Origin of the sequence: Burkholderia sp. lig30 (assembly GCF_000687455.2) — a bacterium.
In the GTDB taxonomy this organism is placed as follows: Bacteria; Pseudomonadota; Gammaproteobacteria; order Burkholderiales; family Burkholderiaceae; genus Burkholderia.
On sequence record NZ_JGVW01000081.1, the window covers coordinates 65,677 to 81,169 of the forward strand.

The following is a 15,493-nucleotide window of genomic DNA, read 5'->3' on the forward strand; positions in this document are numbered from 1 at the left end:
AGATGTCGAGCATCACCAGACTCTTATCCATACTCGAACTGTTTTCGGAGGCAAAGCCGTTCCTGTCCGCCGATGACGTTGCCGCCGAACTCGGTTGTTCGGCCCCGACGGCTTATCGCTACGTGCGCGAGCTCGTGGATGCCGGTTTGCTCGTACGGTTTACCGGCGGAGAGTATGGCCTCGGTCCTCGCATCATCAAGCTTGATTACCACCTGCGCGCGTCGGACCCGCTGCTTGCGGTCGGCCAGCCGATCATGCGTGAGTTGAGCGAGCATTCCGGCTTCGATGTCGTGATGTCGCGCTGGTATGGAAACGAGCTTGTCGACACGCATCGGGAAACACACGATGCGGCGCTGGACCTCCGATACGGCCGGGGCCGGCCCAGGCCGCTGTTTCTCGGGGCCGCTCCCAAGGCGATCCTGTCCACCTTCCCGAAAGCCAAGCTCGCGACACTGTTCGAACAGTACCCGGAGGACATCGCACAAAGCGGCCTCGGGACGACGCTCGAAGCATTCCGGGCTTCGCTGCTCAAGATTCGGCGCGCGGGTTTTTATCTGTCGAGAGACGAACTGGAACTCGGCGTTTCGGCGCTGGCGTCGTCGCTGTTTACCGACGACTCCGGTGAAGCGGTCGGATCGCTTGCGTTGATCATCCCGACCCAACGACTCGAGTTCGTCAATCTGGAACGTCTGGTCGAATCGCTGCGGGAAGCGGCGGCGCGAACGTCACAGCGCACGCGGGCGGTCATCGAGAGCCGGGGGACGGCGACAGCGGCGGCATCGCACGCCGTATCGCCGGCAAAACGGTCGGCATAGTTCAGCACTGCTTGCAATCCGCGCGTGGTCGGTGTAATTCGATCGCGCTCGAAGACTCACGATCGTTGTCGCTTCATCTCGCATTGGCTATCGCCCAATTCCTCCCGGAAGCGTCTGTAACCGACGGCCGTCGAACCACGCATCCGCCACAAATTCATACGCCAGACTTGTTTCAAACGGGACGGTTTTCCGGGCCAGGGTCACCCGTCTCAGAGAAGGTGTCCTCGGGCACGGGAACGCTCAGAAAAATCGTCGTCGGGAATCTTGCCCGTCTACGTCGGGGCCTCAGTCCGCCATCGTTACGGAGCGACCCATGCCCCCCACGGTCGTTCCTGTTCCTTCCGCGGTTGTTCCGAGGCTGCCCGACTCTATTTCGTTTCCGCTCACGCATCACGCCTGCCGGCATGTTAACGCTTAGTTAAGCAAGTTTCGGCAGAATAGCCCGCGTCCAGATGCGAGTCCCACCGCGACTTCGCACTCGTGCCGCGTCCCGTCAGGAGCCTGAACTTGCAAACCCCTTACGCCGCTTGTCGTGCGTCACTGCGTGCCCTCGCGCCGATGTGCGTGCTCTTCATTGCAAGCTGTGCCTGGTACCACCCCGAACCACTGTCGGCCCAGGATACGTCGACATCAGCGCGCTCACTCGAGCGGATTCGGATTGACCCGGCGACGATGCCGCTGCCGGAACTGGCCGCACATCGCTTCGATCCGTCCGACGGACTCGATATCGAGGAAGTCGCGATGCTGGCCGTCGCGAACAATCCCGATCTGAAACTGGCTCGTGATGATCTCGGCATCGCTCGCGCACAGGCATTTTCGGCAGGTCTGCTGCCCGATCCGCAACTGAGCGTCTCAAGTGACTATCCCGGCGCTGCGGGTTTCTCTCGCGCGTTCAATTACGGCCTGAGCATGGACGTGATGGCGATCGTCACGCGCGCCGCCAACAAGAAGTCGGCCGATGCGACGGTCGCCAAAACCGATCTTGGCCTGCTGTGGCAGGAATGGCAGGTCGTCGCGCAGGCGAAACAACTGTTCCTGAAGACTCGCCTCCAGGACGAAACATTGCCGTTGCTGGAGCAACAGCGCGACCTGACGCGCACGCGTTATGAACGGATGGCCGAAGCACGACGTGAGGGCAACCTGACCGAAGATACTTTGACAGCCTCGCTCACTTCGTACAACGACGCCCGCAAGCAATACACGGACGCCGAGCGCGCGGCGGAGCAGACCCATCACGATCTCAACGCGCTGCTCGGGCTCGCCCCCGATGTGCACCTGCAGCTCACGGGTGACGACGACGCAACGCCGGTGGCCGATGCGACTATCGACGAGGCCGTCGCGTCGTTGCCGAAACGGCGCCCCGACCTGCTCGCGCTGCAGGCGGGCTATCAAGCACAGGAGCAGAAATATCGCGCAGCGATCCTTAGCCAGTTTCCGAGCCTGTCGGTCGGATTCGTCCGCGCACGCGATACGTCGGAGATCTACACCAGCGGCTTCCAGATCAATCTGAGCCTGCCGATCTTCAACCGCAATCAGGGCAACGTCGCAATCGAAAAAGCCACGCGCCAGCGGCTGCGCGACGAATACCAGAATCGACTGAACCAGGCGTACGCGGACGTGATGCACATGCGCGCGGACAGCGCGATTCTCGCCAGTCAGCTCGAACAAGCCCAAGCCGCGCTGCCCGGAGTCGACGGCGACGCGCGGCATGCCGCGCAAGCGTATGCCGATCACAATCTCACGATCGGCCCGTACACCGACGCGCAGACCGCAGCGCTTTCGAAGCGCGTTGATGTCGCGACGCTGCGCGAATCGCTCGCCGAACAGCGCGTCGGTCTGCAGGCGCTGCTCGGCAGCACGATTCCCGACGCCTTCTCCTCCGATCGGACTTTCACCGAAACCCATGCGAAATAACCGATTTTCCATACAGGTCCGGCGTGTTGCGGCATGCGGTGCCGCCACCTTCGTTGCTGCCGCGGCCGGCTGGAACCTGCCCGCACATGCCGACGACACGCCTGATGCCGCGGTCGCCACGGTCCAGACCGCGCATGTCCAGCGCGACACGATTGCGCAGCCGGTGCGGGCGTACGGTATCGTCGCGGCCTCCGCGTCGAACGTGATGACGGTGAACCTGCCGTACATCGCGCGGATCGCGCAGATACGCGTGCAACAGGGGCAAGCCGTCAAGCGCGGCACGCCGCTTGCCGTCGTTCAGGCCGACCCGGCCGCAGTCATCGCCGCCAGCCAGGCGAGAAGCGCGCTGACGCTCGCGCATGACGAACTCGGCCGCACACAATCGCTATATGACAAGGGCCTCGCCACTCAATCGCAGCTTGCCGCCGCGAAGAAGGCATTGCTGGATGCGCAGCAGACGCTCGACGCACAGGCCCAGATGGGAATTGCCGCGGGCAGCAGGACAATCGTCGCGCCGGTCGACGCAGTCGTGCTCCAGTTGTCCGTTGCGCAGGGCGATCAGGTGCAGGCTGGCACCGCGATCATGCAGTTGGCCGCTGCGGCGAGCGGCAAGGACGCACGCGCAAACGTGATGCTCGGCATCGAACCGGCGGATGCCGCCACCGTTCATGTCGGCGACGTCGTCACGCTGCACGGCCTGTCCACCGCGCTTGCGAAGGCCGCGGTGGCGGGCCGCGTGGTCATGGTCGGCGCGTCGGTCGATGCGCAAAGCCAGCTCGTCAATGTCGGCGCGAACGTGCCGGTCGGCCAGACCTCGTTCATCCCGGGCACGCGCGTCCGTGCCGATATCGCGACGCTCACGGGCGAGCACTGGGTCGTTCCGCGCTCGGCGGTATTGAGGGACGAAAAGGGTGAATACGTGTTTCAGATCACGCCAGATCGCAAGGCGCGCCGTGTCACCGTGCTCACGAAGGTCGAGGACGGCAACCGCTACGGCGTCGACGGCATGCTCGACGGCGCGCTGCCGCTCGTCGTCAGCGGCAACTATGAATTGAAGGACGGCATGACCGTGCATATCGTCGGGAGCATCGCACGATGAATTTCGGCCAGTGGATGCAGAGGCACCGGCGGTCTCTGCTGTTCGTGATCGTGCTCGCCGCGCTTGCCGGCGCGCTGACGGCATTCCGTCTGCCGATCTCGCTGTTTCCGAACGTCGCGTTTCCGCGCGCCGTCGTCTCGCTCGACGCCGGCGATCGCCCCGCCGAGCAGATGGCAACACTGGTCACGATGCCCGTCGAGGAAGCACTGCGCCGGGTGCCGAACGTACGTGACGTGCAGTCGACGACGAGCCGCGGGTCCGCCCAGATTTCGATCAACTTCGACTGGGGCACCGACATGGCGCAGGCCACGCTGCAGGCGCAGTCGGCAATCAGCGAGATTCTCGCGACACTGCCGCAAGGCACGTCGATGCAAGTGCGGCGGATGGACCCGACCGTGTTCCCGGTGCTCGCGTACAGCCTGACGTCGAAACAGCAGTCGCCGTCGGCATTGCGCGATCTCGCGCAGTTTCAGATGCGGCCACTGCTGTCGTCGGTGGCAGGCGTCGCGCGCGTCGACGTGATGGGCGGCGCGCAGGACGAATTCGAAGTGGCGATCGATCCTGCGCGCCTTGCCGCGTACAAACTGTCGCTCGCCGATGTGTCGAAATCGATCGGCGCGAGCAATGTACTGATGGCAACCGGCCGCATCGAAGATCATTACAAGCTATACCTCGTGATCGCGGATACGACAATCACGCAGATCGACCAGTTGAAGAATGTCGTTGTATCGGCAACCGGCGCGACGCAGATCCGCCTCGGCGATATTGCATCGGTCCGCCAGGGCGTGACACCGCAATGGATGCGCGTGACGGCCGACGGCCAGGATGCGGTGCTGATCAATATATTCCAGCAACCGGGCGCGAACAGCGTCGCCATGGCGAAGGAGGTCCGGGCGAAACTCGCGGCGTTCCAGCATCAGATGCCGCCGGGCGTGCATCTGTCCAACTGGTACGATCAGAGCGAACTCGTGATTGCGTCGGCAGGCAGCGTGCGTGACGCGATCCTGATCGGCGTCCTGCTCGCCGCGTTCACGCTGTTCGCGTTCCTGCGCAACTGGAAGATCACCGCGATCGCGGTAGCGGTCGTGCCGGTCGTCATGGCCGCCGCCATCCTGCTGCTCGACGTGTTCGGCATGGGCTTCAACATCATGACGCTGGGCGGGATGGCGGCAGCAGTCGGCCTCGTGATCGACGATGCGATCGTGATGATCGAGCACATCATGCGGCGGATGCGCGAGGCCGGCGCTCAGGCATTCCACGGCCGCGTGATGAGCGCGGCGCTCGAATTTACGCGCCCCCTGGCAGGCTCGTCGGCCGCTACGCTGATCATCTTCGTGCCGCTCGCATTTCTGTCCGGCGTGACAGGTGCGTTCTTCAAGGCGCTGTCGGTGACGATGGCAAGCGCCCTCTTCATATCATTTCTCGTCACGTGGCTCGCGGTGCCGATCCTGTGCGACCGCTGGCTGAAGGCGAAGGACGCCGAGGAGCACACCGAGTCGCGCTTCGCGCAATGGATGAACCAGCGCTACGCATATTTGATCGAGCACGTGACCGCACGGCCGCCGCTCGTGCTGATCGGACTGATCCCGCTCGTCATGGTCGCGGCGCTCGCATTCACCCGCGTCGGAAGCGGCTTCATGCCGACGATGGACGAAGGCGGCTTCGTACTGGATTACCACACTGCACCGGGCACGTCGATCACCGAGACCGACCGGCTGATGCAACAGATCGAGGCGATCATCCGCGCGAATCCGAACGTCGCCACCTATTCGCGCCGCACGGGCGCCGGCCTCGGCGGCGACCTGAACGAGCCGAACAAGGGCGACTTTTTCGTGCGGCTGAAGTCGGACAATCGCGAGCCGATCGCGTCCGTGATGGAAGAGATCCGCTCGAAGATCGAGACGCAAGTGCCGGGCGCCAGCATCGAGCTGGCACAACTGATGGAGGACCTGATCGGCGATCTGACCGCGGTGCCGCAACCGGTGCAGATCAAGATCTATTCGGACGATCAGGACACGCTCGACACGACTGCGCAACGGGTCGCGGCGCGAATCGGCAAGATCCCCGGCATCGTGGACGTCGACAACGGCATCAATCCGGCCGGCGACGCGCTCGAACTGCGCATCCGGCCCGAAGCCGCCGCGGCGGAAGGCATGGACCCGCAGTCGATCGCGCAGGCGGTGTCCGACATGGTCGAAGGCAGCGTCGCGACGCAGTTCCAGACGGGGCCGAAGACAGTCGGCGTGCGCGTGCGCGTCGCAAATGCAATGAAGCTGACCGATACGCAACTCGGGCAATTGGAAATCCGCGCACCGGATGGTCATCTGTTTGCGTTGAGCCGCGTTGCGGACCGCGTGCCAGTGACCGGCCAGCCGGAGATCAGCCGGGACAACCTGAAGCGGATGGTCGCGGTGACCGCGCGCATCGACGGCCGCGACCTCGGTTCGACGATTGCCGACGTGCAGAAGGCGCTCGGCGAATCCAGTCTGCTGCCTGCCGGCGTCTACTACGAGCTGGGTGGCCTGTACCAGCAACAGCAGATCGCATTCAAGGGACTGGTGACGGTGTTCGGCGCGGCGGTCGCGCTCGTGTTCGGCCTGCTTCTGTTCCTGTACGAGCGTTTTCGTGTCGCGCTTGCCGTGATGACGATGCCGCTATTCGCGGCGGGCGCGGTATTCATCGGACTGTGGGTGACCGGCATCGAGCTGAACATCTCGGCGATGATGGGCATGACGATGATCATCGGGATCGTGACCGAGGTCGCGATCTTCTACGTATCGGAACTGCAAGGCCTCGTGCTGGACGAAGGCGTTCCGCTCCAGCAGGCGCTGATCAAAGCGGGGCGAAACCGGCTGCGCCCGATCGCGATGACGACGATCGCCGCGATTCTCGCACTGCTGCCGCTCGCATTCGCATTGGGGCAGGGTTCCGCGATGCAGCAGCCGTTGGCGGTCGCGATCATTTCGGGGTTGATCGTGCAATTGCCGCTGGTGCTGCTCGTACTGCCCGTGCTGCTGCAACTGTTGATGAGAAAGACCAAGTGATCCCGGCGGCCGGAAGATACGCAAATGTCCCGCTCACCCTTGCGCATTTCGATCAAACTGATCGACGCAGCGAAGGGACCGATCCGTGATCGTGATCACGAGAATTAGAGCGGGAGACTGAAAGCGATCCACTGGTGTTGCCCAAACCAGCTCCGCGTCGACGAACGCTTGCATCAGCTCCGGAAGCAGACGTCGGCGCAACCGCGGGACTGGTTCGCCGGACGCTGGCAATTCGCGCTCACAACGCTATTGCACGGGGCCGGGCAGGCTCCGGGGAGGCGGCGGTGGGGTGTGGGCGCTTGGCTGCCCAAGCTGCGGCGCAGCGACCATATGGCCATAAATCGGCACACGGTGCCCCCGCGCATACATGCACTGCACGTAGGCCATATCGTAGCGGCGCTGCACGCCATGACCCGCGTATTGCGCGTTGCCGGCGCCCACGGCGGCGCCGGTTAGCAGCCCTACCCCCGCCCCCACCGCGGCGCCAGAGCCCCCGTTGAAGGCTGCGCCGGCCGCCGCGCCCACCGCGGTGCCGACCGCCGCGCTGCCTACCGCGCTTTGCGTGCTCGCCTGCGCCGCACTGACCCCGCCAACCTGGCCGAGCGCATACTGGCGACAGCCAGCGTCATCGGCCCGAAACTGCTCGAAGCTCTTGCCGGTTCCGGGCAGCGCCATCACATCGGGACCGGTCGGCATGGCCGTGCAGGCGGCAAGCGCCAATGTGACCAGGGAAAAAAAGGATGGAGAAGCAAAGGCTTGCATGATCGCACCTGTTCTTCGGCAGTCAGTCTTTGGCCGGCGGCTGTGCCGGGACTTTGAGCCAGCCCCCCGGGCACGCCTGGACATAAGGGTAATACCCTTCGGGCTGCCCGCAGCGATACCAGTAATCCTGCTGCGCCACGTCGTCGGCCTGCTCGATATACTCGGGCGGAGAGGTAGGCACTGCCGCTACTTCGGGCGGAAAGTAGGCGGGGTAGCCGAACGGATAGGGATAGCCGAAGGCAAAACCCGAGCCAATGAAGACCCTCGTGTGGGAATGATGGAAGCCACGATGGCCCCCGTGGAAATGAGGATGATCGGCCAGCGCCGCACCGCTCCCCATGATTGCGGCCAGCACCAGTGCCAGCCGGCACAAGGTTCGCCCGTTCATGATTGCTTTCCTGCCCCAAAACATGCCCGCCCCGCACTTGAGCCGGGCTGTTTCTATTGAATACCAAACTGGAACGGGGCGCAGGGGGTACGCACACGGTGAAACGAGGTGTTACTGCTGTTACTTCCAGGACGTGCCGGCAAGCGGATGTAATCTTTCCCAAAGACTTCCCGGCGAGCCGCCGCCGTGTCGGCACGCCCCGACTGCACGCGATCGCCACGTAAGTAGTCGTCCTTATCACCGTCGACTGGATCCGCGTCAACAGACTTGAGGTCCAATCCGTCATGGCGTAGCGGGCGTGTCTGGCGCAACCGCGTCGGCTCAGCGCTCGCGAGGTCCAGCACGGCCTCTCAAGAGCGAGAGGGCGGCTCCACGTTGCGGGCACGGCGCCGAGCCAGCACACTCAGCGATTCGTCCAACGCCTGCGCGTCAACGCCGCGTGTGATGAATACGATGCGGGTGCAGCGGTCCGCTCCGGGCCAAGCCGGGAGCAATTGCGGTGGCTGAAACAGGTGCTGCACACCATGAATCACCACCGGTTGTTCCGGGTGTTCGGCCAAATGCACGATGCCTTTGACGCGCAGCACATCCTTGCCGCGCATCGCGATCACGGTGTCCAGCCAATTGGCAAAGCCTTCGCTGGGCAGCGGGTCGTCGCGCATGATGACTTCAGACGACCAACACCACGACGGCCAACATTGGTTCGCATACCTACGAGCCTGGATTAAGTGTGCCGGTGGGCGTCGTCTCGTCCATTCTGGCGGAATGGGCGACCACCAAGCAGAACGCGCCGCGCAACCAGCATACGATTCGCCATACGGCGTCGATTGCCTATGACTACTCCCTGTCAAAGCGCACCGACGTGTACGCGGTGTATTCATACGACAAGCTGATATAGAATCCGTCCGGCAGCACATACGGTATCGGCATCCGCCACTTCTTTTGATCCCGTAACGACGATCCCGTCGCGAAAGCGACGGGCACCCGACGCGACGATGCCGGTCATCACCGGCTGGTACACGTTCTGCCCGCAGGACGATTCGGGCGCCAGCCCCAGGCTGCTCGACCTGCTGTACGACATCGGGCAGCACGCGGGCAAGGTCGCGTTCTTTGATGTCCAGGTTCAGGTCGACTGCGTCATGGGGACCACGTCCGACCCGTCTGCGCCTATTGCACGGACGGCGGAAGAACACTCGCTGATCTACCGTTTCGGCCCCGAAAGCGCGAGCCGGACCACCGTCGACGGCGGACGGGACAGTGCGAATCTGAACAGGTTTCTCCCCGAGAACGGGGCGTCAGTCAGCGTGCTTGACGACAGGGACGGGCGCAATGCCCTGACCCGTCTCGCCATCAATTCAGAAGGGGTCGACGACGAACTGTATGGACCGTATCTGATCAAGGCGAGAGGGGAAGACGCAAGCCTGAGTCTGGAACTGAGCGCACCCACACTCGACACTGCCATGCAGGCCGCTGCCTCGGCCATCGCCCAGCAGCGCCGCGCCGCGCATGAAAAGGACCCACCTCCCCGTGGGCTTCCTCAGCCCATTTCACTCAGCGCGGCCGACCTGCGCCGGTTCCATGACCTCGCCGTGTCGTCTGCAGCGCCGACTGCGTCCACCGTCCCGCCGCCAAACGCACTGCCACCGCTGAACGCCAGGTCGCTCAGCGAGCTGCCGCCCCTTCCTCCGCCTCCGCCTCCGCCGATACCGCGCCCAGCCCCCCGGCCAAGCGCCGCGGCAGGCACACAGTGAACTGACAGAACCCTGGCGGAGCGATGGGCACCGTTCAATTCTGTTCGCAGCCTTGGAAAGCTCAGGGTTTGTAAATTATCCATTTGAGTGATGGCATTGGTCCTACGGAAATCGGTATTGAGCGGTAGTGAAACAACAGCCACATGCACTCTACTGTCCAGTAGAAGGGCCAGTGATGTCCAATATCACGGGGTAAGCGGCCTTTGAATGGGTGCTTACGAGAAGCCTGGACGTCCGCTTCGGGTCGACAACGGCCTCCGACTTGACCATCAACTCGGTGTTCGTGAATGCGATTTTGGTGGACTCGTTGCCGATCCGGTTAATCACGTCCATCGAAATCCGCAGCACGTGAGCGCGCCTCCAACGCCGCAGGGCGTGCGCTATTACTTCTATGAGAACCTCACCCACCGGTGAGTATTGATCATACTCGCTGACCAGGGTCCGCGGTGCCCCTCCCGCCCGGTTGGCATGCCCCTTGATAGTGAGCGATCACTTACATCCTAGTCGACAAGTTATGCGGACATCTCGACAAACGAAGATTGCGCATATATTTCGTATCTAACAAATATAATCGACGTTTTCTCATAAATTAAGCAATTCAATCGCCGATCATCAAAAAATCCGTCTTTTATTCAAAGACAACATATTGAGAATCTGGACAACTTTTCCGAGACCCAACATCTGAATGAGCGGGTTTGCCATTCCCCCCGGTCCCGTACCGGCAACCGTCAATCAAACTGTACCGGTACTGTACCGTCAACCATCGCTACACTGCCTCCATCCCCCGCATCGACACATGGAGAGCGACACGATGGACTTCATCACCCTGAGCGCCCTGCCCGCCGGCATGCTGTTCGCGCTCGTCACCTCGATCACCCCCGGCCCGAACAACACCATGCTGCTCGCGTCGGGCGTGAATTTCGGTTTCCGCCGCACGATGCCGCACATGGTTGGCATCAGCACCGGCGTCGCGATCATGATGCTGGCGGTGGGGTTTGGTCTTGGCGAGGCATTCACGCGCTTCCCGGCGTGCTACAACGCGCTCGAGATCGCGAGCGTCGCCTATCTGCTGTATCTCGCCTGGAAGATCGGTACTTCCGGAGGGTTGAACACCGTCAATGGAAAGTCTCGTCCGATGACGTTCGTCGAGGCCACGCTGTTCCAGTGGGTCAACCCGAAGGCGTGGATCATGGTGCTGACCGCGGCGACGACAATTCAGTTGTCCGCCAGCTATGGCGCCAACGCAATCGGCATGGCTATCGTGTTCATTTGTGTTGGCTTTCCGAGCATCAGCCTGTGGGCCGCATTCGGACAAGGCATGCGCGGCTTCCTGTCGAATCCGCGCAGGCTGCGCGCGTTCAACGTGACGATGGCGTTGCTGCTCGTGCTGTCGCTCTATCCACTCATCGCGAAACTGGTAGCAGCCTGACTGGACGCCGCCCGACTCGCGCCGATGACGCCTTGATGCCGCAGAGTGACTGGAGCAGCCCACTTCCCTGGGCGTATCCTCGACGACGCGCTCTCATTGCGGCGCGACTTGAAGCCGCGAAGGGAAGCGCTCGTCAAACTCCTGGACAGCAATGTCGCCAAGGCGCGAGCAGGCCTCCGCCGGTAATGCGACGCTGAGCTCCTCGCACCGGCAGGCTATGCCGGCAAAGCGGAGCACCCGCATCCGAACTTCCCTGGGCTCTGCGTAGGCCGAAACGTGTTTTGGCGGTAGTTCCATGCGTACGCGGCGCCACACCTCATGGCGAAGCATTGCGCCGCTCACATCGCGACGCACCAATGTCGTCCCGGTCAGTTGCCTGTGCAGGTGGCGAGCGTGCAGCGCAAGCGCCAACGCCACCATCATCACGATGTACATTACGCTGCTCCTTGGCGATACTGCACGTTGGCCACAAGCAGAACAACAACCATGAGCGGCGCTGGCGCATTGCCATCGACGAAGCGTTACCGCGTCACGGAACGCTCCGAACCACGCACTCACGGGTGTACTCGGCTTTGCGCCGCCCGCAACTTAAAGCGCGCGGATATTCGCTGCCTGCTTGCCCTTGGGGCCTTGCTTGACCTCATAGCTGACGCGCTGGCTCTCTTGCAACGACTTGAATCCCGTGGCCTGAATTTCGGAAAAGTGCGCGAACACATCCTCACCGCCGTCGTCCGGCGTAATGAACCCAAAGCCCTTGGCGTCGTTAAACCACTTCACAATACCGGTCGTCATAAATAATTCAGAAAAAGTAACCGCAGATTTGTCATTTCAAGAAGGCACGAGGCGACGCTTCAACGAACGGTATTGCAAACGCATCGCGCATCGACACTATTGCCGCCTCGGATTGCGGGCGTCAACAAAAAAATAAATCTATTTCAGCTATTCAAGAACACCAAGAAACAAGTCGTTCTAAGTTAAAACCCCATTATCGCCACGCTGGTTTCCACAGCACATGATGGATTTCGAATTCCGCAGTGCCTCGCCCAGCGGCCGAACGTCAATCAGTTCCCCTTGTGATGCGTGCTGCATTGCCATGGCAAGCGCCTCTTGCAACCCGGGTGGGTCAATCAGATCATCCTGCGTGCCATCATGGTGCGGATCTCCCCGATCGCCCTTGCGGGATTCAATCCTTTTGGGCAAACATCGGTGCAGTTCAGAATCGTCCGGCATCGGAACAGGCGGTACGGATCATGGAGGTTGTCCAGTCGCGCGGCCGTTCCCTCGTCGCGGGAGTCCACCAGAAAGCGACAGGCCTGCAACAGTCCGGCCGGACCGACGTACTTGTCGGGATTCCACCAGTACGACGGACATGCGCTGGAGCAGCACGCACACAGGATGCATTCGTACAGGCCGTCGAGTTGATCACGTTGCTGCGGCGACTGGAGTCGCTCGCGCTCGGGAGGCGGCGTTTCGTTGATCAGGTAGGGCTTGATAGAGTGGTATTGCTTGAAAAACGCCGTCATGTCGACGATCAGATCACGTACGACCGGGAGGCCGGGTAACGGTCGCAGCACAGTATGAACGGGAAGATCGTTGAGGTTGGTCACGCAAGCGAGGCCGTTCTTGCCATTAATGTTCATGGCGTCCGAGCCACATACCCCCTCGCGACAGGAACGCCGGAAGCTGAGCGTTTCGTCCAGCGCCTTGAGGCGAATGAGCACATCCAATAGCATTCTTCCGGCCGACGTGACATCAATCGTGAAGACTTGCATGTAAGGTTTGGCGTCTTTGTCCGGATCGTATCGATATATCTCGAACGTTCTTGTATCACTCACGGCGTCTCTCCAATTTCATCGAAGATTGGGCGACGAAATCCAATGGGTAGCGATCGCTTTCGACTCGACCCGCCCCGCATCACGGCACACCACTAACAGACATCCACTCCGGAGCGGATGCTTGCATGGATCCTCCTGGCGTCGTGCCCCCTTGCATTCGTCGTGCGCACGATGGGCCTCGAACTGCAAATGCTGATGTCAAGCGGACCGCACAGTCCGCCGTCGACGTGACGTGTCTCGTGCGGGCTTTCGTTCGACCGCTCGCGCGATGCCCGGCGTACATCGCATGCCACTTAACAATATATATCACGACATGATATTTTTAACGAAATGCAGCGTTCGGGTTTCCACGGTCAGGCGGCGCACAACAGCCACCGGGCTGTTTTTCATGCTGCTGATCCTGTCCCTGTATCCGCTCGTCGCGCACCTGTTGCCGCGGTGATCCGGCGCAACACCCGCGATCCCGCCCGTTGAGATTCGCCGCCCGCAGGCGTAGGCTTGAATTCAGGGCGGGCAAAACCGGGTGGCCGGTCGAGCCGCTATTGTCGGGAGAAAGCCGATGAGGCCAATGCTGAGGATGGGCGAGCACATCGAAGGGATGCACTGGGTCGCCGAGTATTACCAGGACACCCACGACATCCGGGTACTGCGCGAAGACATCGAGATCGGCACGTATTGCGCGCCGCCGACCCTGTTCGGCGAGGAGGAGGACATGGGTGCCCCCAATCTCGCCGATCATCGCAGCCGCGATGCTGCGCTTCTCGCGTATCTGCGCCAGTTCGTCAAACACCACGACGCGGAAGAATAGCGGCGCGCACGCTACCGCATCGTCGATCCCCGAATCCGGCGGACATGCGCCGAGGGGCGCGCGCGTATCCAATTAACCGGCGCATCGCGCCCCGCGCGCCGATGCGCGCCGGTCGCCATCGCTGCCACGCCTGAGCGCGGCAGCGCAAACCGGCTGGCGAGGCTGGCCGCTCAGTGTCCGAGCGGCTCCGCGTCGCCCGGCTGCTGCTGCGTGACCCCATGCGGCCGCGCGGCCTGCTTGATCAGCAGCGCGACGCAAGACAGCACGCCAGCCACCGCAATCGTCGCGAACACGCCCGCGAACGTGAAATGGCGCCGCGTCAGTTCGGCGACGAGAAACGAACCCGCAATGCCGCCGAAGCGCCCGACGCCGAGCATCCACGCGACCCCGGTGCCACGCCCCTGGGTCGGATAGAACGCCGCCGCGAGCGCGGGCATCGACGACTGCGCGGTGTTCATCAGCACGCCGGCGACGAACACGACCAGCACGAGCAGCCCGACGTTGCCGACCGCCTGCCCGATCGCGTACACGCTGACGGCCGTCAGCGCATAGCACAGCGCGATCACGCGGTTCGCGTTGAAACGGTCCATCAGCATGCCGCACAGCACGGCGCCGACGCCGCCCAGCGGGAACAGCGCCGAGATCAGCGTCGCGCTCTTCGGCGTCAGGCCGGCATCCTTCAGCAGGATCGGCATCCAGTTGATCGACGCGTAGAAGATCACGAGGCCCATGAAGTAAGCGACCCACAGCATCACGGAGCCGACGAGGTACGACCGCGACAGCACGACGCCGAGGCCCTTTCCGCCCGTCTGCGGCGCGGTCTCCGTCATCACGAACGAGCCGGCGTTCATCGCTTCGCTTGAGATGCGCGACAGCGTCGCGCGAATCCGGTCGACGGGCTGGCCGCTGGCGACCATGAAGCGCACCGATTCCGGCATCTTGACGAGCAGCAGCACGCCGAGCACCAGCGGCGTCGCGCCGCCGAGCATCAGCACGCTGCGCCAGCCGAAATGCGGAATCATCCATGCGGCGAGGAAGCCGCCGAACGCCGCGCCGAGCGGAAAGCCGCAGAACATCAGGTTGATCAGGGTCGCGCGGCGCCGGTCGGGACAGAATTCGCCCATCATCGTGACGGCGTTCGGCATCGCGGCGCCCAGGCCGACGCCGGTGACGAAGCGCAGGACCGTGAGCTGCCCGAGGCTCGACGAGAACGCGGACGCGAAACAGGCCACGCCGAACAGGAACACCGAGCCGAGCAGCAGCACGCGCCGCCCGAGGCGATCGGAAAGCGGACCCGACACGAGCGCGCCGCACGCGAGGCCGAACAGCGCGGCGCTCAATACGGGCGCGAGATCAGGCTTGGTCAGGTGCCATTCGGTGAGCAGCGACGGTGCGATGAAGCCGATCGCCGCCGTGTCGAAGCCGTCCAGCAGGACGATCACGAAACACAGAAAGAAGATGAGCCACTGGAAGCCGCCGAATGGCTGCGTATTGATGAAGGTCTGTACGTTGACGACCGGGGTGCGATTCATTGCTTGTCTCCTGTCTTTTTTTGCATCGTGGGCGATGCGCCGCGCGCCGATTCACTGCCGGCGCGTCGGTTGTCGGAGGCGCGCGGAAACGCGCCTCGCCTGGGTCCGGCCCGAAT

General features: G+C 62.8%; 15 protein-coding genes. 8 read left to right on the forward strand and 7 right to left on the reverse strand.

From position 1 onward, the window contains the following. The first annotated feature begins 2 nt into the window (after window positions 1-2). The 4 genes from LIG30_RS14405 (at window position 3) to LIG30_RS14420 (ending at window position 6,872) form a co-directional block, all read left to right on the forward strand. On the forward strand, window positions 3-815 hold the full coding sequence (locus tag LIG30_RS14405; protein ID WP_038713274.1) for an IclR family transcriptional regulator: 813 nt from the start codon (window positions 3-5) through the stop codon (window positions 813-815). Between the two features lie 507 nt (window positions 816-1,322). Continuing rightward, entirely contained in the window at window positions 1,323-2,729 is a 1,407-nt protein-coding gene (locus LIG30_RS14410; protein WP_235510310.1) for a TolC family protein, read from the forward strand. Then, entirely contained in the window at window positions 2,719-3,828 is a 1,110-nt protein-coding gene (locus LIG30_RS14415) for an efflux RND transporter periplasmic adaptor subunit (RefSeq protein ID WP_051995033.1), read from the forward strand. The genes LIG30_RS14410 and LIG30_RS14415 overlap by 11 nt, the downstream gene beginning before the upstream one ends. Continuing rightward, window positions 3,825-6,872 carry an efflux RND transporter permease subunit gene (locus tag LIG30_RS14420; protein WP_038713275.1) on the forward strand — a complete coding sequence of 1,016 codons (3,048 nt, stop codon included), beginning with the start codon at window positions 3,825-3,827 and terminating at the stop codon, window positions 6,870-6,872. The genes LIG30_RS14415 and LIG30_RS14420 overlap by 4 nt, the downstream gene beginning before the upstream one ends. Window positions 6,873-7,118: 246 nt before the next feature. On the opposite strand, the gene LIG30_RS14425 is transcribed toward LIG30_RS14420, so the two are convergent. From LIG30_RS14425 to LIG30_RS27270, 3 genes are all read right to left on the reverse strand, one after another. After that, window positions 7,119-7,634 (reverse strand): YMGG-like glycine zipper-containing protein, encoded by a 516-nt coding sequence (locus LIG30_RS14425; RefSeq protein WP_038713276.1) that lies wholly within the window; start codon window positions 7,632-7,634, stop codon window positions 7,119-7,121. Window positions 7,635-7,656: 22 nt separating this feature from the next. Further along, entirely contained in the window at window positions 7,657-8,022 is a 366-nt protein-coding gene (locus LIG30_RS14430) for a hypothetical protein (protein WP_038713312.1), read from the reverse strand. 350 nt (window positions 8,023-8,372) lie between these two features. Continuing rightward, a complete protein-coding gene (locus tag LIG30_RS27270) occupies window positions 8,373-8,684 on the reverse strand; it encodes a GTP-binding protein (RefSeq protein WP_038713277.1) in 312 nt (103 codons plus the stop codon). A gap of 35 nt (window positions 8,685-8,719) precedes the next feature. Between LIG30_RS27270 and LIG30_RS27275 the strand changes: the two genes are divergently transcribed. The 3 genes from LIG30_RS27275 (at window position 8,720) to LIG30_RS14445 (ending at window position 11,202) form a co-directional block, all read left to right on the forward strand. Next, window positions 8,720-8,920, forward strand: a complete 201-nt coding sequence (locus LIG30_RS27275; protein ID WP_442856856.1) for a porin — start codon at window positions 8,720-8,722, stop codon at window positions 8,918-8,920. A 97-nt stretch (window positions 8,921-9,017) separates the two neighbouring features. Then, complete coding sequence (locus tag LIG30_RS14440; RefSeq protein ID WP_051995034.1) at window positions 9,018-9,773, forward strand: hypothetical protein; 756 nt, start codon at window positions 9,018-9,020, stop codon at window positions 9,771-9,773. A gap of 811 nt (window positions 9,774-10,584) precedes the next feature. Further along, the gene (locus LIG30_RS14445; protein WP_038713314.1) at window positions 10,585-11,202 is read left to right on the forward strand and encodes a LysE family translocator; all 618 of its coding nucleotides are present in this window, start codon (window positions 10,585-10,587) and stop codon (window positions 11,200-11,202) included. 93 nt (window positions 11,203-11,295) lie between these two features. Here the strand turns inward: LIG30_RS14445 and LIG30_RS14450 are convergent, their stop codons facing one another. The 3 genes from LIG30_RS14450 to LIG30_RS14460 form a co-directional block, all read right to left on the reverse strand. Then, entirely contained in the window at window positions 11,296-11,637 is a 342-nt protein-coding gene (locus LIG30_RS14450; RefSeq protein ID WP_038713279.1) for a hypothetical protein, read from the reverse strand. 153 nt (window positions 11,638-11,790) lie between these two features. Continuing rightward, entirely contained in the window at window positions 11,791-11,994 is a 204-nt protein-coding gene (locus tag LIG30_RS14455; protein ID WP_038713280.1) for a cold-shock protein, read from the reverse strand. A 335-nt stretch (window positions 11,995-12,329) separates the two neighbouring features. After that, on the reverse strand, window positions 12,330-13,037 hold the full coding sequence (locus LIG30_RS14460; protein ID WP_038713281.1) for a succinate dehydrogenase iron-sulfur subunit: 708 nt from the start codon (window positions 13,035-13,037) through the stop codon (window positions 12,330-12,332). A gap of 559 nt (window positions 13,038-13,596) precedes the next feature. Here LIG30_RS14460 and LIG30_RS14465 point away from each other — a divergent pair. Beyond that, on the forward strand, window positions 13,597-13,845 hold the full coding sequence (locus LIG30_RS14465) for a hypothetical protein (RefSeq protein ID WP_038713282.1): 249 nt from the start codon (window positions 13,597-13,599) through the stop codon (window positions 13,843-13,845). Window positions 13,846-14,015: 170 nt separating this feature from the next. Here the strand turns inward: LIG30_RS14465 and LIG30_RS14470 are convergent, their stop codons facing one another. Then, entirely contained in the window at window positions 14,016-15,377 is a 1,362-nt protein-coding gene (locus LIG30_RS14470; protein WP_038713283.1) for an MFS transporter, read from the reverse strand. Window positions 15,378-15,493: the final 116 nt, after the last annotated feature.

Excerpts from the sequence above, each read along its gene's own strand:
- LIG30_RS27270 (WP_038713277.1), bottom strand. The coding sequence starts at position 8,684 with ATGCGCGACGACCCGCTGCCCAGCGAAGGCTTTGCCAATTGGCTGGAC.
- LIG30_RS14440 (WP_051995034.1), top strand. The coding sequence starts at position 9,018 with ATGCCGGTCATCACCGGCTGGTACACGTTCTGCCCGCAGGACGATTCG.
- LIG30_RS14425 (WP_038713276.1), bottom strand. The coding sequence starts at position 7,634 with ATGCAAGCCTTTGCTTCTCCATCCTTTTTTTCCCTGGTCACATTGGCG.
- LIG30_RS14470 (WP_038713283.1), bottom strand. The coding sequence starts at position 15,377 with ATGAATCGCACCCCGGTCGTCAACGTACAGACCTTCATCAATACGCAG.
- LIG30_RS14420 (WP_038713275.1), top strand. The coding sequence starts at position 3,825 with ATGAATTTCGGCCAGTGGATGCAGAGGCACCGGCGGTCTCTGCTGTTC.
- LIG30_RS14465 (WP_038713282.1), top strand. The coding sequence starts at position 13,597 with ATGAGGCCAATGCTGAGGATGGGCGAGCACATCGAAGGGATGCACTGG.
- LIG30_RS14405 (WP_038713274.1), top strand. The coding sequence starts at position 3 with ATGTCGAGCATCACCAGACTCTTATCCATACTCGAACTGTTTTCGGAG.
- LIG30_RS14415 (WP_051995033.1), top strand. The coding sequence starts at position 2,719 with ATGCGAAATAACCGATTTTCCATACAGGTCCGGCGTGTTGCGGCATGC.
- LIG30_RS14455 (WP_038713280.1), bottom strand. The coding sequence starts at position 11,994 with ATGACGACCGGTATTGTGAAGTGGTTTAACGACGCCAAGGGCTTTGGG.
- LIG30_RS14445 (WP_038713314.1), top strand. The coding sequence starts at position 10,585 with ATGGACTTCATCACCCTGAGCGCCCTGCCCGCCGGCATGCTGTTCGCG.
- LIG30_RS14450 (WP_038713279.1), bottom strand. The coding sequence starts at position 11,637 with ATGTACATCGTGATGATGGTGGCGTTGGCGCTTGCGCTGCACGCTCGC.
- LIG30_RS14430 (WP_038713312.1), bottom strand. The coding sequence starts at position 8,022 with ATGAACGGGCGAACCTTGTGCCGGCTGGCACTGGTGCTGGCCGCAATC.